A 22076-nucleotide genomic window follows, 5' to 3' on the forward strand; every position below is an offset into this window, starting at 1 on the left:
TTCATGCTCTCTTGTTGTGAAATTGGTATAAAAGGATGAAACCTCTCTAGTTCAAAGAATTGAACTAATGAATTTGACTATGGTGAAAGTCGCTCTGGGTCTCGAGGATACAGAACAACTTCGCGCACATTATCAGTACCAATGATTACTGTCATCAGTCTGTCAAGGCCCATTCCCCAACCAGAGTGAGGCGGCATGCCCCAATCAAATGCACGAAGGTGGTCCTCAAATGATGCAGGGTCCAATCCTTGTTCTGCAATTCGTGCCTTGAGAGTACTAGGATCGTGCAGCCTTCTGCCACCTGATGATAATTCCAGATACCCATATTGCAGATCAAATGAGCGAGAAATTTTTGGGTCATCGTCCCTTGGATGGATGTAAAATGGCTTGAGACTCATGGGCCAATCAAGCAAAAAGAAAAGCCCCGGATGTGACTCGCCGACTAGTTTTAAGTGCGAGTCCATCAAGTCATCGCCAAATTTTAGGTCAATTCCCTTTTGTGATAATTCTGATATTATCTGCGAATATGTTATTCTATCAAACGGTGTTTTTGGAACTTCTAGTTTTCGCTCCAATATGGCAAGCTCTGTCTGGCAGTTTGCAATCACATCTTTGAACACTTGGACCACCAAGTCCTCTAGGATTTGTATCACATCGGTATAGTCCATAAATGCGGCTTCCAAGTCTATTGATGTAAATTCAGATAAATGACGACCAGTGTGGGATTTTTCTGCGCGATAAAACGATGCTATCTCAAAGACTCGCTCAAGACCAATAGTCATTTGCTCTTTGTATAGTTGTGGTGATTGTGCCAAGTATGCTTTTTTGCCAAAATATTCCAGCGAGAACAGGTTTGCACCACCCTCGCTTGCACTGCCAATTATTTTTGGTGTTGTGATTTCGATGAATCGTTTTTCCAAAAATGTCTTGCGCAATGATGCCAACACAGTAGAGCGAATCTTGAAAATGGCAGCCACTCGCTGGTTGCGCAAATCCAGCGCACGAGAATTTAGTCGATTATCAATGTTTGATTCCAGTCTGCCGATTGGGTCAATTGGCAATGGATGGACCGCCTTGGTCAAAATGTCAATTGCCTCGGCTTTGATCTCATATGCAAAGTCACGCGCCTTGGTTCCTTGGACCACTCCCTGCACCATGATCACTGTCTGGCGCGTCAGATCTTCAGGCAGTGCAATGTCTTTGACTATAATTTGGGCAAGACCGGTAACATCACGCACAGTCAAAAATGACATTTTGCCCAGTTTGCGCAGGTCTTCTACCCAGCCGCCAATTACTACTTGCTTTCCTTCTAGTGATATTGAAATCTGGTCAATGTCATGGGTTTTTTTGAACTTCATTTCTTTTCCTCAAACTCTATTACCAAATCCAGCTGGCGCAGCTCTTTTACAATCTTTGCTACCTGGATTACATCTATTGGGAATCTACTGGTGTATTTGCCGGATATTATGGCCTTTGTCTTTTGCAGCCCGCCTGGTGCCCATACAGCATTAATCGATAATAATTTGGCTGGAAAGAACAAGTCCTCGATGAATTTTCTATCCGATGCCTCTGATTCTACTAACCAGAGTTTGCCAGAGAACTCGCCAGACAATGCTCTGTATAGGGTACGGCTTTTTCTGGTGGACTCGATGTCTGATTTGGACAGGTACATTATATTATTGAGGCCGATTTGGCGGCATGAATTTAGCGAAAACTTGTCGATTTCTGGAATTGTTTTGGCAAGCTTGGCAAGCTTCATTGACGCATCAACGTCTGCTTTGGTCAGCTGTCCTGACTCTAGCTTTGATTCACACTGGGGACAAAGAACGGAATTTTTTGCATCAAATGTACAGATTGGGACTTGCAATGTATCGAATCAAAATAAAACAAAGTTAAATGTTGCCCCTGATCCAAATTATTAGATCCATGAGTTTTCTGTCCGTACAAGATCTAAACACGATATATCATTCCGACAAAGGACCAGTCCGAGCAGTGCAAAACGTCTCGTTTTCTATTGATGATGGCGAATCTGTGGGTGTGGTGGGCGAATCAGCATGCGGCAAAAGCACGCTAGGCCTATCAATAATTAGGACCATTCCAGGAGGCGTGATACAATCCGGCAAAATCCTCCTGGATGGCGTTTCTATTTTGGATTTGCCAAATTCCGAGTTTGACTCGCAATATAGGTGGAAGAAAATTGCAATGATCTTCCAAGGTGCCATGAACTCACTGGACCCAGTTTATACAATATCTCAGCAATTTTCCGATGTTCTAAAGCAGCACAAATCCCAAGATAATCACCAAGCCCTGATGAAATCCGCATTATCCGAAGTTGGACTGGATGAATCGGTCCTAAAAAAATATCCTCACGAGCTTTCTGGTGGAATGAAGCAGCGAGTTATAATTGCAATGGCCTTACTATTGCACCCAAAGCTAGTCATTGCCGATGAGCCAACAACCGCACTGGATGTCCTAATACAATCACAAATTCTGAACCTCTTCAAGTCACTAAAAAAACAAGGAGTCTCTTTTGTTGTAATATCACATGATCTGGCGGTAATATCAGAGATTTGTGAAAAAATAGGAATCATGTATGCAGGACAAATGGTAGAGTTTGGAGCATCACACCAAATCCTTCAAAACCCAAAACACCCATACACAAAGGCGCTAATCCAGTCAATCCCTAGATTACACGACACCAAAAAGCCACAATACATACCTGGCAGCCCACCTAGCCTTCAAAACCCAAAGCCCGGCTGCCAATTCGCAGACAGATGCAAGGATGTCATGGATAAATGCAAGCAAGACCCGATTCTAACTAAAACCGACTCGGGCTATGTGCAGTGCTGGCTCTATGAATAACTCTTCACAATAGGAAAGCACGAATCGATAATTCGCAATACCTCGGATCGAATGACCTTTCTGTCAATTGATACCCAGACCCGGTATTTTTTTATCGTAAATGATATGGTTTGTACCTTTTCGCGCTCCTCCCACGCAAACTGGATCTTTCCCAGTGCTTTATCGAACTTGCTCTCCATGTCTGTTTTGATTGCAATGTGGGAGAACTGGTTTTTTGTAGCAGTCGAGTCCAACAATGGTGCTAGCTTGTCGCGCCTTTTGTAGGCCAAAAGATTACCATCTGAATTAATTATTCCAACAAATCTAATGTATGGGCTGATTCCAGTTATTCTATCACAGATTACCTCGAGCTCTTTTTTTGCCATTTTCCTTGATTGTGTAATTACCGTATTTTAATATCGCCCTCTATAATGGCTTAATAATCATCGACCATTCCGAATTCTATTGGATTTATCTGTAATCTTTCCATTTGCTGATGAAATAGGTTATGTCGGGTTGGCCTTGGTCAGCTTTTTTGGCTCACTGATTCCGTTTGTTCCATTGCCTTCATTCATCTTTTTGGCTACCATGTCGGCAGGCGAGAAATTCAACATTCACTATTTGGCGCTAATTGCGGCAATCACATCTACGGTAGCAAAGCAGATCATATTTCTAATATCATATGAGGGAAGGCGAATAATCAACGAAAAGACTCGAGCCAGAATGAAACCATTTGAGAGACTAGTAAAGCGATATGGCGCAGCGGCCGCATTTGTGGCAGCAGCTACTCCAATTCCGGATGATCTGATTTATGTTCCATTGGGGCTGGCAAAGTATAACCCAGTCAGATTTTTCATTGCCACCTTGGTAGGCAAGATAATTCTGTGCTATGTGATAGTGCTGATTGCGCATTATTTTGGAATGAACTATGTAGATCCGTTCTTGGAGGACATTAAAGATCCGACCGTGATTTATGTTGGATTTGCCGCATTTGTGGCAATAATGGTGGGCTCTGTGTTTTTGGTGTTGCGCCTAAACTGGGAGCGACTCTTGGGCAGGTTTGCCCCCTGGACTATACAAAAAGACGACGACTAGACACTGAAATTCCATTTTTTGTCCAGCCCCACTTTGATTCCAATTCTTGGGGCTGAGCGTATCTTTGATACTTTGATTCCCTCTGTGATGTATAGGGAATCAGATTCTATCAAGTCCTCACCGTATTGTTTTTTTGTTATGTCTAGCGCAATGGCAAGTTTTGCAGGACCATTTGCCAGATTTGCCAGGTCTTTGCTTTTCCTGTTTTTCATCATTATATCGATGCCGTCTTGGGGTTTAATCGCTCGAATCAAAACCGCACCAGCAGAATAGTTTTTGTTTCTTGCAACAACATTCATGCAGTGATACATTCCATATGTGAAATACACATAGGCACAGCCAACCTTTCCAAACATTGCCTGGTTTCTTGGAGTGATTGTATGGTGTGCATGGCTTGCAGGATCATCTGATTGTCTGTATGCCTCAGTTTCCGTAATTATTCCAGATATGGTGGTTTTACCTATTTTCCGCACTAGTGTCTTTCCCAGTAATTGGCGCGCAACCTTGACTGTATCCTGCAAATAAAACCCTCTGTCTAGTCTATCCATGACTTGCTAGTTTTGCAAGAGTTGCAATGTCTTTTTCAAATGTTGCGGCCAGTTCCTGATTGTATATTATTGCGGCAGGATGAAACGTCAAAAAGAATTTCTTGCCATCTTTTTCTATTATTTTTCCCCGATGTTTTGTAATTTCACCTTGGCCCAAAACAGAATTGCTGGCAGTGTTTCCCAAAATACAGATTATCTCTGGCTTGATGGTATTGATTTCCGCCTCTAAGTATTGATGGCATGATTCTCGTTCTGACTCTGTTGGGACGCGGTTGTTTGGGGGACGGCACTTTACCACATTTGTAATGTATATGGAGTCTCGTGCAATGCCATTTTTTGCCAGCGCATCGGATAGTTTCTTTCCAGCCGAGCCAACAAATGGCTCACCCTGCATGTCTTCGGTTCTGCCCGGCGCCTCGCCAATAAAGATTATCTTGGCATTTGGGTTGCCTTTGCCTGGCACTGCATTGGTACGAGTCTTGCATAATTCACACTTTGTACATGTTTTCACTGATTCCCGTATGTCTTCTATGGTCATGATATTCCCCGTATGGTTGCCACCCCTCTAATGGTAGGGCCGCCGTTTCCCATCTTCATTTGTTGCATTGGGTCTCCTTTGCCACAGTTTGTGATTGGCCTGACCGTAAAATCATTGCCACATGCATCAATTGATGAGAAAAACTCTGGCGCTGTGCCAACAATAATGACATCGCGAAGTAATTCGCCAATTTCACCATTTTCTATTTTGTGTGCATATTGAGCAGAGATGCTCCAGTTGTGGCGTTTCATGTCAATTGATGGCACCTTCATGTTTGAGATATAGTATCCATGTTTTGTGTCTTTGATGATCTCCTGAGGATCCCAGTTGCCTGCCTCAATGCATGTGCATGCCATTCTGATTAGTGGCATGAACCCGTATGATGTTGCCCTCATGCTGGAATTTGGCTCTACTCCAAACATACTGGCAGTCTCTCTGCTATGCATGTGGTTGACTAGAATTCCATCTTCGACCAGTTTTTTCTTTTGCGATTTAACTCCCTCATCATCAAACTCGTACCAACCAAGACTGCCTGGAATGGTGGGATCATCAATTACGTTTAGCGATTGTGAGCCTACCTTTTGTCCAAGCATTCCTGCCCACCATGCTCCGCCCGCCCAGGCCATTTCTTTTCCCAACACCCTGTCTGCTTCCGATGGATGGCCTAGTATTTCATGAGTCAATAATGCCACAAAGTCTGGATTCATCACAAGTGCTGCTTTTTCCTCTTTTGGCTGCTTTGCATCCAATAATGATGCGGTATTATCAGAGATTTCACTTGCCACATCAAAGACATTGGCTAGCTTTTCCAATCCCCCACGCCCGCCTTCAGTAATGTTGATGGATTGAGTCATACCATACTGATGGGCGGTTGCAACCATGTCTATTGTGCTGTCAGTATAGTTTTGTGTTATCTTGGCGCCTTCACTACTCTCAAAATATTTCCCAGTCAGAGTAATTATTCCAGAAACCAAACTTTTTGATATTTTGGGATTTTGCCGTATTGTTTTATCTAAATCCTGGGATATCTTGGTCATCTCAGAAACATCAATTTCTTTTTGTATTGGATAGTTGATTGTTTTTTGCTGAACTGAAATATCGGATAATGCTATCTTGGCCTTTTTCTGAATGGATTTTGCAGCCTTTATTGCTGATATGATGCCGTCCTCAATTTTATCACTATGACTAGTAGAGAAAAACCCCCAAGCCCCATCATACAAAACCCTGATTCCAATTCCACTATCCTGAATGATAGTGGATTGCTCTATGATGCCGTTTTCTATTGTGATTCCATTTTTTGTTATATTTTCAATTCTTATGTCACAATATGCGGCGCCATGTTTTTGAGCAATTCTAATTGCTTTTTGCCCATCAAACATGATTTTTTTACAATATGCCAGTTGTTAATTGTTGCCTGAGATTATTGGCATTGTGTAATAGTATTCATCCTCAAAGGTATAGTCGTTTTTGCCTTTTTTGCGCAACGCCATGAAATACTCATTACAAACAGAATAGAACTCGGTGTTCTTGTCCATGTGTTTTGGTTTTGGGTTTTTGGTTATTTTGTGGAGTGTTGAAAGTTTTTGATTATTCTGCTATGTTTTGGTCATACTGCGGTCTTGTGCCCTAAGGGTAATGAAAATGTCACAGTGGTTCCAGAATTTGGAGCGCTCAGCAGGCTAATTTTTCCACCATGAGCCTCTATGATCCCCTTGCAGATTGACAAACCAAGCCCACTGCCGCCTTTTTCCCGGGTTAATGATGCATCTGCTTGGTAGAATTTTGTAAACAACTTATCTTGTCTTTCGTATGGTATGCCTGATCCATTATCACTCACTGATATTTTCAGCTCATCCCGAGTTTCCTCAGATGATAGTCGGATGATCCCAGTCTCTGGTTTTACTGCCTTGAGGCTATTTTTTATTAAATTTGTTAAAACTTGGATTATTCTATCAGAATCATGCGGTATGATGCTTGTGCCAATTTCATTTATTATGGAAATTTTCTCTTCCTCCGCCTGCGGCTGTAGTGTTTGAATTGATTTTGTTACGGTATCGCGAATGTCGGTGTCCTCTTTTTTCATCTTTAGCTGGCCTAGCTCTAGTTTTTGTACATCAAGCAAGTCTGAGATCAACTGCAACAATGACGCGGCGCTTGACTTTATGATGGATACTCGTTCCTTTTGCTTTTCTGTCATGTCTCCTAAATGCCCGCTGAGCAAAATGTCCGCATACCCTCGGATTGGAACTAGTGGCGTTTTGAGCTCGTGCGTGATCATGGCAAGGAACTCGTCTTTTGCAGTGTCCATCTTTTTTGCCTCTTCTTCCTTTAGGTGAATTGTCTCTGACATTGTGTTGAAGCTAGATGCAAGCTCACCAATTTCGTCTTTGGCAGAATATTCGATTTTCTCACCATATGTTCCCTCTCTGACACGAGACAGCGCACCTGTGATCTTTTGCAGCGGGCTTAGTGATCTTCTGATCGTATATAGTACGATAACAAATATGGCGATATCTACTCCAATTACTACCAGTGTGATTATCTGTCCTTGGTCTCGCTGTTCAAGTCTGTCCGTATTCCACATGTCGAGCATTACATCAATCGAATCTATCAGGGATTGTCTTTGGCTGTTTATTCGTGAAACTGGATTGTCCAGTTCATTGGAGTATAATGATTTTGTCTCTATTGTCTTGACTCGCAGTCCAACTGCCTCCCATAGTAAATCCAACTCATCAAGTGATTGTGAGTTTTCTCTAGGTATTGGTACAAGATTTTCTGGTTTGATGTTTGTGCCACTCAAGTCCAGGCCGTCCAATGGTAATTGCAATAGTTTTCTCATTCCAGCATCAAATGTAGTTCTGGATTTGTGCAGGCTTTGCTTTGCCTCATCTTCCTGGCCAAGCGACACTAGTAATGCATTTTGCCCTATTGTCTTTGCTGTCTCTCGTAATTCAAGCGCAATCTCTTGGTGTCGATTATAGTCCCTGCTCAATATCTCCAAATCGCGTGTAAGTGCATCCGCAGTCAGGATAAGCTCGGTGTTTTTTTCCAAAACATAGTTCACTGCATTGACCACATCCTTGTTGTAAATTGATGTTGTTTGGATCTCCAGCGCATCCGTTCTGTATGAACTCCAGATTTTGTTCACATTCTCATAGTCTGATAGTACACTGTTTGGTATTGCAGCTACTACTTGTCCTCGAATTGTACCGCCATTTTTCAGCGTAGACAACACGGCATCGAATTCACTGATCTCTTTTTCTAGCTGAGGCCTGTCCGTCTCCTTTCCATTTGCAATTGATCCTGCAAGGCCTGCGATTGTCTCTACTTTGGTCTTGAGGTCTCCCGCGCGAATAATGGAATATGACTCGTTTGTAGTTGATATCTGGGTGTTATACAGAACAAAGAGATTAAAGAACGCAACTCCTATCAAAACCCCGACAAGAAGGTACGTCTTGCTGATAATCTTCATTTTTAGCTATTCTAGTTCCTGATATGGTATAAAAACCACGATCAAATTATTGTTAGTAGTTGTCAGAAGAATTCTTACGCATAGCAAAAGAGGAGGTTAGCCAAGATATTGCCGAGATTGGTAATCTGCTAAATCACTGTTCCAATGATGCAGACATTACAAAACATGCATCAGACATAGAAAAACACATCCACAAAATAAAGGGACTAGCACCAATGATGGGCCAAGAACAAATAGGAAATATAGCAACACTGCTTGATAAACTTCTCAAAGTCGTTTTGTCTGGAAAGACAATCCCTGGAACTCATCACACTCTTACCCAATCATATGGATTCATGAAAAGTGCAATTGATGGAAATCTAACAAATTACGATATACTGTACTTAGAAATCACGCAATCTCACAAGGATCTATTATAGAAATTCTCTTAAGTTATGACATTTGAGGTGTTGATATGGCACGAGTGATGATAGCAGATGATTCAGATGCAATCCGATTGGTACTACAAGACATACTTGGTATTGGAGGGCATGAAATCGTTGCCGAGGCACAAAACGGAGCAGAAGCAGTTGAAATGTTCTCACAGGTAAACCCAGATGTTCTGTTGTTGGATCTTGCAATGCCAAAAAAGGATGGACTAACGGTAGTCAAAGAAGTGATTGGAAAGCACCCAAATGCAAAAATCATCCTAATCACCGCAAGCGATAATCAAAATGTAATAAATGAGTGTCTTCAATATGGTGCAAAATCATTCATCTCAAAGCCGTTTGACTTTGATTATGTCTTGAAATTAATCAACGATGTTACAAAATAATTATTTTAGCCAGCTAAATCCCTTACTGGTTAGCAGTTTGGCGTTTTCCAACTTGAATTTATCATTACATCTAAGGCACAGATAATCCAAAAGAATCTCACCAAAGACCTCAGCGCAGTCATTGCAGGTGTACATGTTTTCTTGTACTCTATAATCCACACCAAAGACCTTGATGTCTTGGTGGCATTTTGGACACTTGTCCTCAATATATGATGCCGCAGATGTGACATTTCCGCATTTATAGTGCTCTATTATTTTTTCCTGCTTGAAATTCGTTCCCTTGCACTTTGGGCAATGAAATGTCTGGGCCACTCTAACTGAGCTGCACCTAGGACATGCGATTTCCTTTATGTCGTCAATTTGTATTGCTTTTTTGTTTGATACGAGTCGTTTTATTTGTGGTATGATCTCTAATTCTTCCTTGCCTAGTTGCTGTTGTATTCTTAATAGGGAAATCTGAGTAGAGTTCGTCATTAGGTTCTCAAGCATTTGCTCCGAGTTCTCATCCAGTCCTTGAGTTTCCTCGGTTTTCAGTGTCTCAATTATCTGTCTGATGTTCTCTAGTCTGATTGGTTTTGGGAGATATTGGTATGCACCTTGGGCAATCACGTCTTTGATCGAGTCCTCGCTTTTTTCCCTGGCTGTCTCAATTATGACTTTGACATCTGGACGCAGAGTAAGCATTTGAGTCATGATTGAATACCCTGTCATGTCTGGCAGATTGTAATCCAAAAACACAAGTGGGACCTTACCTGCCTCAACTAGTTCCTTAAATGATTCTATTCCGGTTTTGCCATTTTGACAGTGGTGAATTCTTTTGAGTCCAAGCTTGTTTAGAAATTCCTTGAGCAAAATGCCCACTGCCGGACTGTCTTCTATTATCAGTACATCTTTTTCTTCAATGCTTGACAATGTTTGATGTTTTTGCATCGAGTATGAAAAGTTTGGTTTGCTTTAGTTATGGTTAATAGTGCGAAAACGACTTTGTAATTCATGTCAAAGGCAGTAGCAGATACCAGCGTGATAATTAGCGGCTATATAACAAAACAAATCGAATCAAAATCGTTACAAAACATTGACCTGATAATTCCAGTGGCAGCATTGGATGAGTTACAGTCCCAGGCATCACAAGGGCGAGAGCAAGGATTCGTTGGGCTGGAGGAGATAAAAAAAATACAAAAACTATGCCAGCAAAACAATATCTCGGTACAGTTCATCGGGCAGAGGCCAAATCTTGAGGACATTAAGCTAGCAAAGCATGGGAGAATTGATGCCATCATAAAAGACGTGGCAAAGCAGAACAATGCCACATTGTATACTGCAGATTATGTCCAAGGCCTAACTGCAGAGGCAGAAGGTGTCTTGGTAGTGTACCAAAAATCAGAAAATTTTTTACCGCAAAATCTCGAGTTTTTGAGATTCTTTGATCATACCACAATGAGTGTTCACCTAAAAGAGAATAATCCACCACTTGCAAAGCGTGGCAAGCCAGGCGCATTTGAGCTGGTAAAACTCGAAGATGCTGCACTGTCTGATGAATATTTGGAGCTAATCAGCACGCAAATTCTTGAGGCAAGCAAGGTATCAAATGCCGGAACAATAGAGATCTCCAAATCTGGCGCACTTGTCATACAGTATGCCGATTATCGCATAGCCATAACCAGGCCGCCATTTTCCGAATCCCATGAAATAACTATAGTGCACCCAATCACAAAGATGTCACTAGATCAGTATGGCCTGTCTGAGAAACTAATGACCAGACTATCCGAGCAGGCAGATGGAATAATAATATCTGGCTCTCCTGGCTCTGGCAAAAGTACGCTAGCGTCAAGCATTGCAAATTTTTATGCAGCCAAGGGAAACATTGTCAAGACATTCGAGTCGCCAAGGGATTTGCAAGTTGATACGGGAATCACCCAATACACAAAACTGGAGGGAAGCTTTGAAAATTCGGCAGACATTTTACTATTGGTAAGGCCAGACTATACAATATTTGATGAGGTTCGACGACAGGAAGATTTTAGGATATTTGCAGATTTGAGATTGGCAGGGGTGGGCATGGTGGGTGTGGTACATGCAAACATGCCACTTGATGCAGTGCAGAGATTCATTGGAAAAATAGAACTTGGTATGATACCGAGTGTGATTGATACCGTTGTATTTGTCAAAAATGGCATGGTCTCAAAAATCTATGATCTTGAGCTCAAAGTCAAGGTCCCATCTGGAATGGTAGAGCAGGACTTGGCAAGACCTGTAATTGAGATCTCGGATTTTGAATCCGGATTGTTAGAATATGAAATCTATACCTTTGGTGAGGAAAATGTAATTGTTCCAGTAAATGAGTCTGAAACCCAGTCTGGCGTTCACAAGCTAGCCGCGGAAAAAATTCGAGAAACAATGAGGCGCTTTGATCCAAACCCCAAAATCGAGATTCTATCGGACAATAGCGTCAAGGTAATGGTCAAAAAGGATTCCATACCATCATTGATAGGAAAAGGAGGCTCTACTATCAGTGAGCTTGAAAAAATCCTACACGTGCATATTGATGTAGTGGAAAAAGAATCCGAATCACACGAGTCACATGAACGCTCTGGCGGTGTGCGCTTTGATTTTTCCGAGTCAACTAATTCTTTGATGTTTGATGTAGACAAGCGTTACAATGGAGCCCTGGCAGAAATCTACGTAAATGATAGGTATGTTGCTACGGCACGGGTTGCAAGGCACGGCAAGATCAAAATATCTAAACGATCAGATGAAGGAAAAGCGCTATCAAGACTGGCCTCATCAAAGAGCGATATTGAGATAACGATCAAGGATTTTTAAAACCATCAAGAAGCTTTTGGTTTGATTTCAGATATGCAATGAATTTTCGCAGCTGCTTTATTGTTTTTGGGTTTAGGTGATGCTCAATTCCCTCTGCGTCCTGGTTTGCGGTGTCATGCTCTATTCCAAGTATCTCAAAGAACTCGAGCAAAATTCCGTGCTTTTGTCGAACAGCGTCTGCAACGCTATTTCCTTTTGGAGTGAGATTGATGCCATGGTATTTTTCGTATTTTAGGTAGCCGTTTTCGTCTAGTCTTTTGAGCATCTTGGTAACACTTGGTGCACTCACATTCATGTATCTTGAAATGTCCAGCGTTGTGGCATATCCTTTGAGCTCTACTAGTTCTGATATGACCTCCAAATAGTCTTCCATTCTGGATAGGTCTGATTTGGAGGACTTGTGTGCCGCTTTGATTGATTCTAATCGTATCTCGCTCTTTTTCTTCAAATTGGTTTCCTAAACAATGCGTGTCTTATATTCTAGTCTAAGACTGATTTGGATAATTGGTTTTTAATGACCTGTATGGTTTTGTAATTTTGTGGCAACTCGAGCCCAAGTATTAATTCCAATCATTATAGCTGCGGCAATAATCGGCGTGGTCGGCATGCTATCACTTCCAAAGGATATCAAACTGGAGCAATCCGAATTCCCACGGGGAATCGTAAAGATTGATGATGTTACGCTTCAGGTCCAAATTGCTGACACAAAACCACTCCAAACAAGGGGCCTGATGTTCCAAGAAAAACTTCCATATGATCAAGGGATGTTGTTTGTCTTTGAGGAAGAAGGAGTCCGCTCAATGTGGATGCTAAACATGCAGTTCTCACTAGATGTGCTCTGGATTGATGCCGACGGAAACGTTTTGCACATAGAAAAGGACACTCAGCCCTGCAAGTCCGCACTTGAAACCGTGGGGTGCACTTTTACAAATGGTAATGACACTGCAGCAAAATATGTACTAGAGGTGACTGCAGGGTTTGTTGATAAATATAACATAACACAAGACTCCAAACTAGAATTGATATCAGTGTGATTATCTGGAAAGGCTTATCTGTAGTAGTCTGATTTTTACAAAAATCTATGAACAAAGTAATTCCAATCGTAATTGGTACAGCAATTGTCATGTTGATTGGAATTGCAGTATTTGTGTCTGATTTCGTCCCAGCAGAGCCCCCAATTGAACAAAAAGAACACACTTCAACATATCTCACATTAAATGGATTGATCAAAGAAAAACTTGAATCTCAACAAATCCAAATGTCGTCCCCAATTAAGCTAAGCAAGCAAGATGATCTGCAAAAGTATTGCTCATTTTTCACCGATCCTGCAAAACAGGATCTAGTGCAATACTGCACATCCACTGAGCTCAAAGACATCAATGACACATTTCTTGGAAACATCCACATGGTTGGAAGCCCGGATGAGCCAAAAATCACACTAGCACTAGTTCAAGTAAATCAGACCATGGGGCAACTCGATTCTGTCAAAACAATATTTGATGCAACAGTAAGATCCACTGTATGTGATTGTTGGGAGCAGCAAAAGCCGGGAGGCCTAGATAATATCGGTCAGTGGGTTGATGGCCTGCAACAATTCCATCAAAGTGGTAACAAACCCCATAGCAAGTCCAATGAACTAATTTTAGATGGAAAAACCATGCAAATGGAGCTAAGCCAAAACGAGAATGGTTTTCTGTGGCAGTTTTTTATATACAACTAGTTTGTCTGTTCCGAACAAACAGTCCGTTATTATTGATTTATTCCTAGGAACAAAGGCTTGGGGGAATTAGAGGCTGCATTTGATCTGCAGGACACTAGCTCGGATACCGCACCAAACAAAATCAAAAAACTAGAGCAAGAAAAACAAGTCCTACTCCAAAAAACACTGACTCAACAGCGAATGATTGTATCTTTTGAGAGAAAACTTGCAAAATTCGATGAGATCAAAGAACAACGTGACTGGTTATTGGATGAGATGACAAAGAAAATCAGCGAGCTGAGCCATTTTCAGTCGGAATTATTCAAAGCAGAACGACTATCTGCCATAGGAGAAATGTCTGCAAGACTTGCACATGACATGCGTAATCCTTTGGCGATAATAAAAAACACCATAGAAGTAGTCAAACTAAAACATTCAAAATCCATTCCAGATGATCTTTTACGATTATTCACCTCAATTGATAATGCCTCATCAAGACTGGTGTTCCAATTAGATGATGTTCTAAATTTTGTGAGACGCTCACCACTTAATCGCAACGAGTTCTCAGCATCTGCAATTTTAGAGTCTGCAATCGAGGAAATCATCATTCCAGATCAAATCACAATACAAAGGCCAACAAATGATGTTTCTTTGTCATGCGATGGAGAAAAGATTCAGGCAGTGTTTACAAATCTCATAATGAATTCGATTCAAGCAATGGACAACTGTGGCAATGTGATCATTCGATTTGAAGAGTCGCAAGATGATGTTACTATTCTGGTTCAGGATTCGGGACCTGGAATAAAAAACGAGGTTATTGATAAAATCTTTGAGCCTCTCTTTACCACAAAATCTCGCGGAACAGGCCTTGGATTGCCTGCAGTAAAAATGATAATCCAGCAACATCAGGGCACCATCACTGTATCAAATAACCCAACAACATTTACCATTGTTTTACCAAAAAAGCTAATCCTTCTCTAGGACAAGATTCAATAGCCAAACTGGTCTTATAGCAAAAATGTTTGAAAGCTTGTGGCTAATTCCGCTTGGATTTGTTGCCGGCGTGATTGGCTCAATCATTGGACTTGGTGGAGGAATAGTAGTGGTTCCAGTATTGACATTTCTTGGCGTGCCACATACAATATCATCCAGTAGTAGTCTATTTGCAGCCTTTAGCAATTCAGTGGCATCTACAGTATCATATTCAAAACAAAAGCGAGTTGACTACAAGACAGGATTGCGACTCGGATTGATGTCGATTCCTGGAACCATACTTGGCGCAGTCATTTCCGCTCAGGCAACGCCGGATCTGTTCAAGATCTTGTTTGCTGTGGTTCTGATTGCATCGTGTTACTATCTATTCATAAAAAAGAACTTGGACACAAAGCAAGGTAATCTATCCAAAAAAATGCTAGTTGCATCATCGGTGATCAGTTTTTTTGCAGGAATCTTGTCGAGCTTTTTTGGAATTGGCGGCGGAATAATATTTGTACCATTGATGATGATCGGGCTGGGCTTGCTAGTCAAAAACGCAACTGCAACCTCGCAGCTAATCCTAATGTTCTCATCGGCATCTGGCATGATAACTCATACCCTACTGGGACACGCGGACTTTGAGTATGCCTTGTTATTGTCAATTGGAGCATTTGCGGGAGGGTTGCTTGGCGCAAGGCTTTCACTGGAAATAAAAGAAAACCGTCTAAGACTGCTAATCGTTGCAGTGATTTTGATTGCTGCAATAAAACTAATTCTGGATTCCATGGGAATTTGATAAGGATATAATCTGGTATTGTAAATGCCTCAGTATGGTAAAATTCGATGGAATTCGAATGCAGGAACTAGTATCTATTCAGGATCCTGACAAAGACGGTGGAATCACACTTGTATTCCAAGATAACAGATTTTTGCACATTAGAATCAAGGACGGCAAGCTAGAGACAACATCTGTTCCAGAATAACTATCTTGGCGGCTCTTTTTTTATTCGGTATAGGTTCTTTTTTGCAATAACTACTGCCTCGCCGTTTTCTTTTTTGCCCTCAAAATCTACTGTAATCATGCCAAATTCGTCGTCTAATTCTTTTTTATCTGAAATGTTGTATTTTATTTTCAGGATTTCATCCACATGTAATGGCTTTAGGAACCGTGTGTTTCTGTTCTCCCAGTTTGGGTCGCCATCCATTCCATACAGGATGATCATATTGCCATAAATCTGGCTGAGTCGAGTAAATTCGCCCTCCATCCTTGATATGATTGCACGGCCAGACACTATCGTACTGTATTCATCGTCATCAAAAATGGTGTTCTTTATTCTGGAAAACGCCAGGTATGATTCCTGCTCTTTTTTGGAAAAGGTGCATGTAGAAAAATACTCATCCCCTACTTTGAGATCAGAGAACTTTTTCATCTAATCTCGTGTTTCATCAACACAGAATGTTACTTCTGATGATCTTCTGGACCCGTCTGTGACAAAGTAGTTGAGTGCATTTGCTATTTTGGCATTATCCGAGTCCTTACCGTCTATGCTTCCAGGCAAGACCAGAAATGCCCTGACGTTGGACTTTAACACATCGCTTAGCTCCTGGTTTACTGTAGTTGCAAATGGTCTAAGAGCCCCTCTAAAAACCTCAACTCGCGCCCTGTCGGCTCCGGATACTTTGGGGCCTGATGGAACATCTGGGCCTATTGTAACTATGGTGGCCTTTGCACCTTTGTATAGACGCGGGTCTTTCTTGCCACCTGGAACAAATGTCTCTAGTGCAGTTTGGATTACAGTTGCAGGAGTGTTTATGAATTTGTCAACCAGATCATCCCAGTCTTTTCTGCTTAGGTTGATTATCTTTAGATCTGATGGTACTTTACCTGTGAGGTACACCAGGGTGGATAGTTTTCCGACTGTCTTTGCAGTGTTTAGCCATCTTTGAACTTCTTCTTGGCTTTTGAAATTAATCACATGACTGTGGAATTTTGAGCTGATGGATTCCTGGAGTTCTTTGGGTGTCTCTTTTGAGATAAAGCACACTGCTTTTCCGCCATTTTTCTCAACATGTTGCGCCAAAAATTCAGCCCTATCAGAGTCTTGTTTGTCAGTAGCATCTATTGCAAAAACGACAACTTCGGCTGCAAAGCTTGGTTGCGTTGTTGGTGTGTTGGTTGCAATGTGTGGTTTGACTGGATAAAATACCCTGTCTCCTGGAATTATTTTGCCGTTTAGTATCTTTGCAATGTCGTCGTCTGCCAGTGTGAGTACTGTTTGTGCCACTTGGGTTTGTGATAAGAACTGTCTATCTGCAATCATGAATGATGTGTTTTTTTGGACCTTTTCGGCAATCTCTTGAATTTTTGCCAAGAGTTTTGTCAGGGTTTGTGCAATTTTTTGGGCGTCTCCGCCTTTGACTTTGAGTACTGCATCAGCTGCTTTTGCAATTCCATCCTTGGTGGTCTTTTCGTCTTCGCCTAGTAATCCCACAATGTCTTTGTTTGCGATTTCAACTTCGGATGGCGAGAGATCCTCAAATCCACTAACTCGCAAAAATTCGGCTGCTGCCTTTGGATAAACAGTCTTGTAAATCCTGTCCGAGTGTACTGGGCCTGGATTTGTTGCAATTGATACTATTCCTTTTTCTACCAATTCCCAAGACATTGACTCTGCTAATCTGTTCTTTGCGCCTTGAGCTGCAGTATATGGGCTGCGGAATCGATACGGTCTTTGCTCGTATGGCTTTTCCTCTGTAAAAAATGTCGAAATTGTAATTATTTTTGCACCAGGTCTCATCACCTTTAGTGCCTGAACCGATGTCCAAAATGTGCCAGTCAGGTGTATGCCAACGGCACTCTTGAATTCGTCTAGTGGTGAGTTTGGAAAACATGTAACCGGTCCTGAAACACCTGCATTATTCACCACAACATCTACAAAGACTCCATCCTTTTGCAGACTATCATACATTTGTGATACTCCGAGTTCGTCACTAACATCAACTCCCGGAAATAGCCAAACTTTGGCATTACTTTTTACTCGATTAATTATCTCATCTAGGATTTTTTTAGTGTCCTCTAATGGCTCCTTTCTTCTGCCCAAAATGATTATGCTTGCACCATTTTCGGCAAAGAGTTTAGCAACCGTCTGTCCTATTCCGGTTCCACTACCAGTAACTAGAATGACTTTATTTTGAAATTTTAACATGGATCTGAGATTTGGCTTGTATTATTTATGTGGATCAATTCAATGTCAAATCTTTATTTGTGGGTACTCAGTCACCCAAAATATGCATGATACTGAATCTGATACAATTGCTTATGAGACTTGGCCAGAAAAAGTATCACACATGTTGAAGGCGATTGGTATAGACTCCTTCACAAAAGAGCGTGGAGCCGATTCAGTTGAGATTGGTGATTACTCCAGCAGATTATTCTCTCAAACCCCTAGAATGGTAACAAATCTTGGTGTGGTTGAGCTAAAAAATTCTAATATTGACGTAATTCAGGTAATTCAAAAGGGATAGGACATGCAAGATCCACTAGTATCATCATGGGGTGCGCAGGACAGATTCCAGGCTCACTTTATTGTTAAAATCGAGACCTCAAACCAGAACAAGTATGTGGCAAAAACAATCCTCAAAACATCTGGTCATTTTAATGGCAAAAAAATAGAGTCCATTAGTTGGAATGGCGGACTACTTGCTGAGGTCCTAAACCAAGACTCTGCCCTAAACGAGCTGATTGCAAAACAATCAATCAAGGACGCATCAATCTTTGTGGATCCGTCAAATAATGGTATTAGAATTTACAGCAAATGGAAGAACTCACACGAGTTTAAGATCACAAAAGATCTCTTTGCAATCTATGATCAGATTGCAGCACACATCAAAAAAATCTAGGCGCGCCACCAATCTAGGGCCAAATAACTGACCTTATCTGAGCTTGGTATTGCAAGAATAAAGTGTTTTTTTACACTGGTTGCTAATCGTCCGGCTAAGACCACTCCTGTTGATGATATCGTATCTGTTTTGTTGTGGACCTGCACCAAATATGGTGCATGATCAATTCCTGGCCCTCGTTGATACACTGCAAAATCGCAACCAAATTTTATTCCTGGATTTACGATGTAGTTTTTGTCCCTAAAGTCCTTGTAGACAAGATATTTCTTATCAAAATTATGGTATTCCTCCCTGCAAATCTCTGCCATTTGTTGTTTTGATATTTTTTTCTCGTTTTTGTAGATGACTAGTTGATTTTTTTCCTGCAAGTAATGTCCTTCTATTAAATCCAAAATCAGTGGAACGTCGATTTCCTCTGGTTTTGGCTTGGCAATTCCAATTGGTTTGCCATAATATGTTTCTGAGAAAAGCTCCTTTGAGTCCTTTATGTTCCAAATTATGATTCTGTTTTCTACTAGCTCGCCCTGCATCTGCAGTGTTGGTATTTTGTGAATATAAAAAGTTGGATTATAGACTCAGTGCTAACATGATAAATGAATCTGATACCTGCTGACACTTGTCTGACATTTCCTCAATTCCCTGAATGACATCTTTGACTAGCAATAATTCCTTGGTGTTGGTTATCTCATCCAGCGCCTTGATTACCGCCTGTCTGTATTTTCTGTCAATTTCTCGCTCTATTTTTTGGGTCTCTTGGGCAAGCTCTATTGCGTTTGCAGTGTTTGTGTTAAGACCTCGTACAATCTCATTTAGTTTGTAGACTTCATCAACTAGTAGTTCAATTAACTCGGAAATGTCTTCGTCGATTTTTGCACTCTTGAGAGTGGCTGGTTTTATGTTTGAGAGCTTGAATGCAATTCCAGTGATATATCCTGCAATTTCATCCATGGTGTATGCCGTGTTTAGAAGATTTTCTCTGTTCATGATGAGTCCTCCAACATCTGCTACCTCTCGTGTGATTTTTCGTCTGAGGTTTTCTACTTCTTCTTCAATGCTGGAGATCTGCTCGTTTACTGCCTTGATTCCTGCCTTGTCTTTTTTCATAATTAGTGCAGGCAGTGTTGCTAACTCTCTTGCTGCATTTAGAATTCTGTTGATCTCGTCTTGCAAAACTGCAATCGCTTTTCGTTTTGCTTGGACCTCTAGTTCTCCACTATACATCCTTCTTGGTTAATTTAAGGTGGGATTAATTAAGCTTGCAAAAATCATGCATCCGATACGTTCTGGGTCACTTTTTTCTGATTCTTGTATAGTGCGATGACTTCTTGATCCGTGGATGCATCTTCTGGTGCCTTTTCCATTCTAATTTTACCTGTGAATTTGGGGAATCTCAGTGCAAGTCCACTACCTGTTCTGATGGAGTCCTTGGCAGTGGTGTGAACTGGACTCAGTGTTATTTCTGATGCAACTATCTCAATTACTAGCTCTGGTTCAAACCACACATCTGGCTCCATTCCGCTTTCGATTCGGGGATTTTTTTTGAGTGTGACTTTGTCTTGTAGTATTTGGTAGAACTGATCCAAGTTTTCGTCTGTAAACCCGGTACCGACTTTGCAAATGCTCTCAAATGCGTCACGGTCTTGATTGTATGATGCAAGCAAAAGCGTTCCGTATTTTCCGGTTCGTCTGCCTTTGCCAAAGAATGCGCCTATTACCACCAAATCCAAACTATCGCCAAGCTCATTTCGATATTCCCGCTTTAGCTTAAGCCAGTTGTTTCCACGTGCGCCTGCTCTGTATGGTGCATCCAAACTCTTGAGCATCAACCCTTCACAGCCCGCATTGATCCCATTTTCCAAAAAGTCTTCTATTTCGTTTTCGGCATGAACTATTACTTGCGTTACTATTTTGGCGTATTCATTTTCGCTTGTTATTTCCTCTAGTTTCTTTCTGCGTATTTTGTATGGTTCGTTTAGTAGATCTTTCCCATTCAGATACAACACATCAAATAGGTTTACTGTGATTGGATATTTTTCCACAATTCTGTCAATATCGTATTTTCGTCTGCGGTGCATCAATTCCTGAAATGGCAAAAACTCACCCGAGTCTTGATTTATGGCAACTGCTTCTGCTTCTAAAATCACATCCGTCGTCTTTAACACCTTTGGCAGATTCTCTAAAATGTCTGGATAGTAACTAGTGATGTTCTCCAATCTTCTTGAATACAAAACCATGCGATTGTCCTTGTAGTGAATTTGAACTCTTTCCCCATCAAGCTTGTATTCAGCTGCAAATTCGCCACCAAGTTTTTCGATTGCCTCTGCCTCTGATTTAACACGCTCTGCAAGCATTGGCCTGATCGGACTAAACACCTTGACATGAAATTCGTCCAGTCCCTTCAAACCATTACGTGAAATTGTTTCTGCTACCGCACCCAAGTCCGATGACACATTGTATGCTGCTTCTAGTCGTTGCCTGTTTTCCTTAGAGCCGGTATAGGAAATGGCAAGTGCATCCATTACCGTATTGTCTGCAATCCCTAGCCGCAGCGTACCCATTGCTATTTTGAGAATGAATTTTGCCTCTTGCGGCGTTGCGTCATTTAGGAGGCTTGAGACATATTTCATTTTCATGTCTTGGGAGCGCTGACCTTCCAGCTTTGCAATTTTGTATAGTGTTTCGTAAACACGCTCTGCTGTGATGTCTTGGGCCAAAAACGTGGTCTGGGTTTTTTGCTCCATTATTTTGGCAGCTGCTCCTCCAAGATCTCCGTCTTCAGCATATGTGGAATTGATCTTTTTTATTGGAATTCCAGATGATTTGGATAGCGCATGAATGGCAAGTTTTTCTGCCAATCCTAACTCTATTCCCTCAAAGTCTGGTCTTAGCTTTCCCTGGATAAGATAGACAATTTTTGAGATGATTTCTGGCGGTGTTTTTTGGAATAATTCCACTAGGTGCTGTGTTAGCTCTAGTCGTTTTGTTGTAGCACTCATTTTTTCAAAAGTATCTGCAATCTCTGAAAACCGCATTGGATTGATTCTCGTATTCTCAGATAAAAGCCAGACGCTTGATGATTCAGACGTGAAGATTTGCCTTTATTTTCATTGTAATGGTTTGGGTGTTGTTTTTGATGATTGAATTAAAGTGTGATATCTCATCCTCGTTTAGGAATCGCTTGTTTCGCTGCAAAAATCCATCAAAAAATACTCCGCCGATGTATCCAACATACAATCCGTATCCAATATCGATTAGTGAGCCAGCAGGGGTTGTGGATTTGATATGAGCCAAAACCATACTTGGATAGTCCAATGCATATGTTATGGCATCTGCGAGGTTTTTCTCCTCAATTACATCTAGTGGCATTTTGA

At 41.3% G+C, this 22076-nt stretch carries 28 protein-coding genes; 12 read left to right on the forward strand and 16 right to left on the reverse strand.

The genetic code is table 11. The features are described 5' to 3' along the window. Window positions 1–77: 77 nt before the first annotated feature. On the reverse strand, window positions 78–1358 hold the full coding sequence (aspS, locus tag SU86_RS03945; RefSeq protein WP_048187653.1) for an aspartate--tRNA(Asn) ligase: 1281 nt from the start codon (window positions 1356–1358) through the stop codon (window positions 78–80). Further along, window positions 1355–1867 carry a transcription elongation factor NusA gene (locus tag SU86_RS03950; RefSeq protein WP_048187654.1) on the reverse strand — a complete coding sequence of 171 codons (513 nt, stop codon included), beginning with the start codon at window positions 1865–1867 and terminating at the stop codon, window positions 1355–1357. The genes aspS and SU86_RS03950 overlap by 4 nt, the downstream gene beginning before the upstream one ends. A 59-nt stretch (window positions 1868–1926) precedes the next feature. Here SU86_RS03950 and SU86_RS03955 point away from each other — a divergent pair, with 59 nt between their 5' ends. Next, the gene (locus tag SU86_RS03955) at window positions 1927–2862 is read left to right on the forward strand and encodes an ABC transporter ATP-binding protein (protein WP_048187656.1); all 936 of its coding nucleotides are present in this window, start codon (window positions 1927–1929) and stop codon (window positions 2860–2862) included. On the opposite strand, the gene SU86_RS03960 is transcribed toward SU86_RS03955, so the two are convergent. Beyond that, entirely contained in the window at window positions 2853–3227 is a 375-nt protein-coding gene (locus SU86_RS03960) for a DUF6659 family protein (protein WP_048187658.1), read from the reverse strand. The genes SU86_RS03955 and SU86_RS03960 overlap by 10 nt on opposite strands. 79 nt (window positions 3228–3306) lie before the next feature. Here SU86_RS03960 and SU86_RS03965 point away from each other — a divergent pair, with 79 nt between their 5' ends. Continuing rightward, entirely contained in the window at window positions 3307–3936 is a 630-nt protein-coding gene (locus SU86_RS03965; RefSeq protein ID WP_048187660.1) for a YqaA family protein, read from the forward strand. Here the strand turns inward: SU86_RS03965 and SU86_RS03970 are convergent. The 5 genes from SU86_RS03970 to SU86_RS03985 all read right to left on the reverse strand — a co-directional run bounded on the left by SU86_RS03970 (window position 3933) and on the right by SU86_RS03985 (window position 8494). Continuing rightward, complete coding sequence (locus SU86_RS03970; protein ID WP_048187662.1) at window positions 3933–4484, reverse strand: DNA-3-methyladenine glycosylase; 552 nt, start codon at window positions 4482–4484, stop codon at window positions 3933–3935. The two genes, SU86_RS03965 and SU86_RS03970, sit on opposite strands and share 4 nt — an antisense overlap. After that, window positions 4477–5022 (reverse strand): uracil-DNA glycosylase, encoded by a 546-nt coding sequence (locus tag SU86_RS03975; RefSeq protein ID WP_048187664.1) that lies wholly within the window; start codon window positions 5020–5022, stop codon window positions 4477–4479. Before SU86_RS03975 ends, SU86_RS03970 begins: the two co-directional genes overlap by 8 nt. Further along, window positions 5019–6401: a TldD/PmbA family protein gene (locus SU86_RS03980; RefSeq protein ID WP_048187666.1), complete on the reverse strand. Its 1383-nt coding sequence runs from the start codon at window positions 6399–6401 to the stop codon at window positions 5019–5021. Before SU86_RS03980 ends, SU86_RS03975 begins: the two co-directional genes overlap by 4 nt. A gap of 24 nt (window positions 6402–6425) precedes the next feature. Further along, window positions 6426–6557, reverse strand: coding sequence for a hypothetical protein (locus SU86_RS10090; RefSeq protein ID WP_256363753.1), 132 nt, complete (start codon window positions 6555–6557; stop codon window positions 6426–6428). A 71-nt stretch (window positions 6558–6628) separates the two neighbouring features. After that, window positions 6629–8494 (reverse strand): sensor histidine kinase, encoded by a 1866-nt coding sequence (locus tag SU86_RS03985; protein ID WP_048187668.1) that lies wholly within the window; start codon window positions 8492–8494, stop codon window positions 6629–6631. Between the two features lie 59 nt (window positions 8495–8553). Between SU86_RS03985 and SU86_RS09355 the strand changes: the two genes are divergently transcribed. Both SU86_RS09355 and SU86_RS03995 read left to right on the forward strand, forming a co-directional pair. Continuing rightward, a complete protein-coding gene (locus SU86_RS09355) occupies window positions 8554–8913 on the forward strand; it encodes an Hpt domain-containing protein (protein WP_052755477.1) in 360 nt (119 codons plus the stop codon). Between the two features lie 35 nt (window positions 8914–8948). Further along, the gene (locus SU86_RS03995; RefSeq protein ID WP_048187670.1) at window positions 8949–9308 is read left to right on the forward strand and encodes a response regulator; all 360 of its coding nucleotides are present in this window, start codon (window positions 8949–8951) and stop codon (window positions 9306–9308) included. Here SU86_RS03995 and SU86_RS04000 read toward each other — a convergent pair whose 3' ends face one another. After that, window positions 9309–10220, reverse strand: a complete 912-nt coding sequence (locus SU86_RS04000) for a TackOD1 domain-containing metal-binding protein (RefSeq protein ID WP_158507472.1) — start codon at window positions 10218–10220, stop codon at window positions 9309–9311. 81 nt (window positions 10221–10301) lie between these two features. Here SU86_RS04000 and SU86_RS04005 point away from each other — a divergent pair, with 81 nt between their 5' ends. Continuing rightward, window positions 10302–12131, forward strand: a complete 1830-nt coding sequence (locus SU86_RS04005; RefSeq protein WP_048187673.1) for a PINc/VapC family ATPase — start codon at window positions 10302–10304, stop codon at window positions 12129–12131. On the opposite strand, the gene SU86_RS04010 is transcribed toward SU86_RS04005, so the two are convergent. Then, window positions 12118–12579 carry a metal-dependent transcriptional regulator gene (locus tag SU86_RS04010; RefSeq protein WP_048187674.1) on the reverse strand — a complete coding sequence of 154 codons (462 nt, stop codon included), beginning with the start codon at window positions 12577–12579 and terminating at the stop codon, window positions 12118–12120. The genes SU86_RS04005 and SU86_RS04010 overlap by 14 nt on opposite strands. Window positions 12580–12670: 91 nt before the next feature. Here SU86_RS04010 and SU86_RS04015 point away from each other — a divergent pair, with 91 nt between their 5' ends. The 5 genes from SU86_RS04015 to SU86_RS09895 are packed head-to-tail and all read left to right on the forward strand — an operon-like array spanning window position 12671 to window position 15788. After that, window positions 12671–13165 carry a DUF192 domain-containing protein gene (locus SU86_RS04015; protein WP_048187675.1) on the forward strand — a complete coding sequence of 165 codons (495 nt, stop codon included), beginning with the start codon at window positions 12671–12673 and terminating at the stop codon, window positions 13163–13165. A 47-nt stretch (window positions 13166–13212) separates the two neighbouring features. Further along, window positions 13213–13851, forward strand: a complete 639-nt coding sequence (locus SU86_RS04020; protein WP_052755480.1) for a hypothetical protein — start codon at window positions 13213–13215, stop codon at window positions 13849–13851. Window positions 13852–13908: 57 nt separating this feature from the next. Beyond that, entirely contained in the window at window positions 13909–14811 is a 903-nt protein-coding gene (locus SU86_RS04025) for a sensor histidine kinase (RefSeq protein WP_052755482.1), read from the forward strand. 37 nt (window positions 14812–14848) lie between these two features. Continuing rightward, window positions 14849–15601 (forward strand): sulfite exporter TauE/SafE family protein, encoded by a 753-nt coding sequence (locus tag SU86_RS04030; protein WP_048187676.1) that lies wholly within the window; start codon window positions 14849–14851, stop codon window positions 15599–15601. A gap of 34 nt (window positions 15602–15635) precedes the next feature. Next, window positions 15636–15788 (forward strand): hypothetical protein, encoded by a 153-nt coding sequence (locus SU86_RS09895; RefSeq protein WP_177318917.1) that lies wholly within the window; start codon window positions 15636–15638, stop codon window positions 15786–15788. Here SU86_RS09895 and SU86_RS04035 read toward each other — a convergent pair whose 3' ends face one another. Both SU86_RS04035 and SU86_RS04040 read right to left on the reverse strand, forming a co-directional pair. Beyond that, entirely contained in the window at window positions 15789–16235 is a 447-nt protein-coding gene (locus SU86_RS04035) for a hotdog family protein (RefSeq protein ID WP_048187677.1), read from the reverse strand. Beyond that, entirely contained in the window at window positions 16236–18011 is a 1776-nt protein-coding gene (locus SU86_RS04040) for an SDR family oxidoreductase (RefSeq protein WP_048187678.1), read from the reverse strand. Between the two features lie 82 nt (window positions 18012–18093). Between SU86_RS04040 and SU86_RS04045 the strand changes: the two genes are divergently transcribed. Both SU86_RS04045 and SU86_RS04050 read left to right on the forward strand, forming a co-directional pair. After that, entirely contained in the window at window positions 18094–18330 is a 237-nt protein-coding gene (locus tag SU86_RS04045; RefSeq protein WP_048189166.1) for a hypothetical protein, read from the forward strand. A 3-nt stretch (window positions 18331–18333) separates the two neighbouring features. Further along, window positions 18334–18705 (forward strand): hypothetical protein, encoded by a 372-nt coding sequence (locus tag SU86_RS04050; RefSeq protein WP_048187679.1) that lies wholly within the window; start codon window positions 18334–18336, stop codon window positions 18703–18705. On the opposite strand, the gene endA is transcribed toward SU86_RS04050, so the two are convergent. The 4 genes from endA to SU86_RS04070 are packed head-to-tail and all read right to left on the reverse strand — an operon-like array spanning window position 18702 to window position 22071. Then, window positions 18702–19235, reverse strand: coding sequence for a tRNA-intron lyase (gene endA, locus SU86_RS04055; RefSeq protein ID WP_048187680.1), 534 nt, complete (start codon window positions 19233–19235; stop codon window positions 18702–18704). The two genes, SU86_RS04050 and endA, sit on opposite strands and share 4 nt — an antisense overlap. A gap of 37 nt (window positions 19236–19272) precedes the next feature. Further along, window positions 19273–19926 (reverse strand): DUF47 domain-containing protein, encoded by a 654-nt coding sequence (locus SU86_RS04060; protein WP_048187681.1) that lies wholly within the window; start codon window positions 19924–19926, stop codon window positions 19273–19275. A 44-nt stretch (window positions 19927–19970) separates the two neighbouring features. After that, window positions 19971–21737: an ATP-dependent DNA ligase gene (locus tag SU86_RS04065; RefSeq protein WP_048187682.1), complete on the reverse strand. Its 1767-nt coding sequence runs from the start codon at window positions 21735–21737 to the stop codon at window positions 19971–19973. A 46-nt stretch (window positions 21738–21783) separates the two neighbouring features. After that, window positions 21784–22071: a hypothetical protein gene (locus SU86_RS04070; RefSeq protein ID WP_048187683.1), complete on the reverse strand. Its 288-nt coding sequence runs from the start codon at window positions 22069–22071 to the stop codon at window positions 21784–21786. Window positions 22072–22076: the final 5 nt, after the last annotated feature.

It is taken from the genome of Candidatus Nitrosotenuis cloacae, assembly GCF_000955905.1.
In the GTDB taxonomy this organism is placed as follows: domain Archaea; phylum Thermoproteota; class Nitrososphaeria; order Nitrososphaerales; family Nitrosopumilaceae; genus Nitrosotenuis; species Nitrosotenuis cloacae.

Coding starts and splice junctions, on each gene's coding strand:
- SU86_RS03955 (WP_048187656.1), top strand. CDS start 1,927: ATGAGTTTTCTGTCCGTACAAGATCTAAACACGATATATCATTCCGAC.
- SU86_RS03960 (WP_048187658.1), bottom strand. CDS start 3,227: ATGGCAAAAAAAGAGCTCGAGGTAATCTGTGATAGAATAACTGGAATC.
- SU86_RS04020 (WP_052755480.1), top strand. CDS start 13,213: ATGAACAAAGTAATTCCAATCGTAATTGGTACAGCAATTGTCATGTTG.
- SU86_RS04070 (WP_048187683.1), bottom strand. CDS start 22,071: ATGCCACTAGATGTAATTGAGGAGAAAAACCTCGCAGATGCCATAACA.
- endA (WP_048187680.1), bottom strand. CDS start 19,235: ATGCAGGGCGAGCTAGTAGAAAACAGAATCATAATTTGGAACATAAAG.
- SU86_RS04065 (WP_048187682.1), bottom strand. CDS start 21,737: ATGCGGTTTTCAGAGATTGCAGATACTTTTGAAAAAATGAGTGCTACA.
- aspS (WP_048187653.1), bottom strand. CDS start 1,358: ATGAAGTTCAAAAAAACCCATGACATTGACCAGATTTCAATATCACTA.
- SU86_RS04030 (WP_048187676.1), top strand. CDS start 14,849: ATGTTTGAAAGCTTGTGGCTAATTCCGCTTGGATTTGTTGCCGGCGTG.
- SU86_RS04005 (WP_048187673.1), top strand. CDS start 10,302: ATGTCAAAGGCAGTAGCAGATACCAGCGTGATAATTAGCGGCTATATA.
- SU86_RS09895 (WP_177318917.1), top strand. CDS start 15,636: ATGGTAAAATTCGATGGAATTCGAATGCAGGAACTAGTATCTATTCAG.
- SU86_RS04060 (WP_048187681.1), bottom strand. CDS start 19,926: ATGTATAGTGGAGAACTAGAGGTCCAAGCAAAACGAAAAGCGATTGCA.
- SU86_RS03970 (WP_048187662.1), bottom strand. CDS start 4,484: ATGGATAGACTAGACAGAGGGTTTTATTTGCAGGATACAGTCAAGGTT.
- SU86_RS03975 (WP_048187664.1), bottom strand. CDS start 5,022: ATGACCATAGAAGACATACGGGAATCAGTGAAAACATGTACAAAGTGT.
- SU86_RS03995 (WP_048187670.1), top strand. CDS start 8,949: ATGGCACGAGTGATGATAGCAGATGATTCAGATGCAATCCGATTGGTA.
- SU86_RS04035 (WP_048187677.1), bottom strand. CDS start 16,235: ATGAAAAAGTTCTCTGATCTCAAAGTAGGGGATGAGTATTTTTCTACA.
- SU86_RS04050 (WP_048187679.1), top strand. CDS start 18,334: ATGCAAGATCCACTAGTATCATCATGGGGTGCGCAGGACAGATTCCAG.
- SU86_RS04045 (WP_048189166.1), top strand. CDS start 18,094: ATGCATGATACTGAATCTGATACAATTGCTTATGAGACTTGGCCAGAA.
- SU86_RS04040 (WP_048187678.1), bottom strand. CDS start 18,011: ATGTTAAAATTTCAAAATAAAGTCATTCTAGTTACTGGTAGTGGAACC.
- SU86_RS03980 (WP_048187666.1), bottom strand. CDS start 6,401: ATGTTTGATGGGCAAAAAGCAATTAGAATTGCTCAAAAACATGGCGCC.
- SU86_RS03985 (WP_048187668.1), bottom strand. CDS start 8,494: ATGAAGATTATCAGCAAGACGTACCTTCTTGTCGGGGTTTTGATAGGA.
- SU86_RS10090 (WP_256363753.1), bottom strand. CDS start 6,557: ATGGACAAGAACACCGAGTTCTATTCTGTTTGTAATGAGTATTTCATG.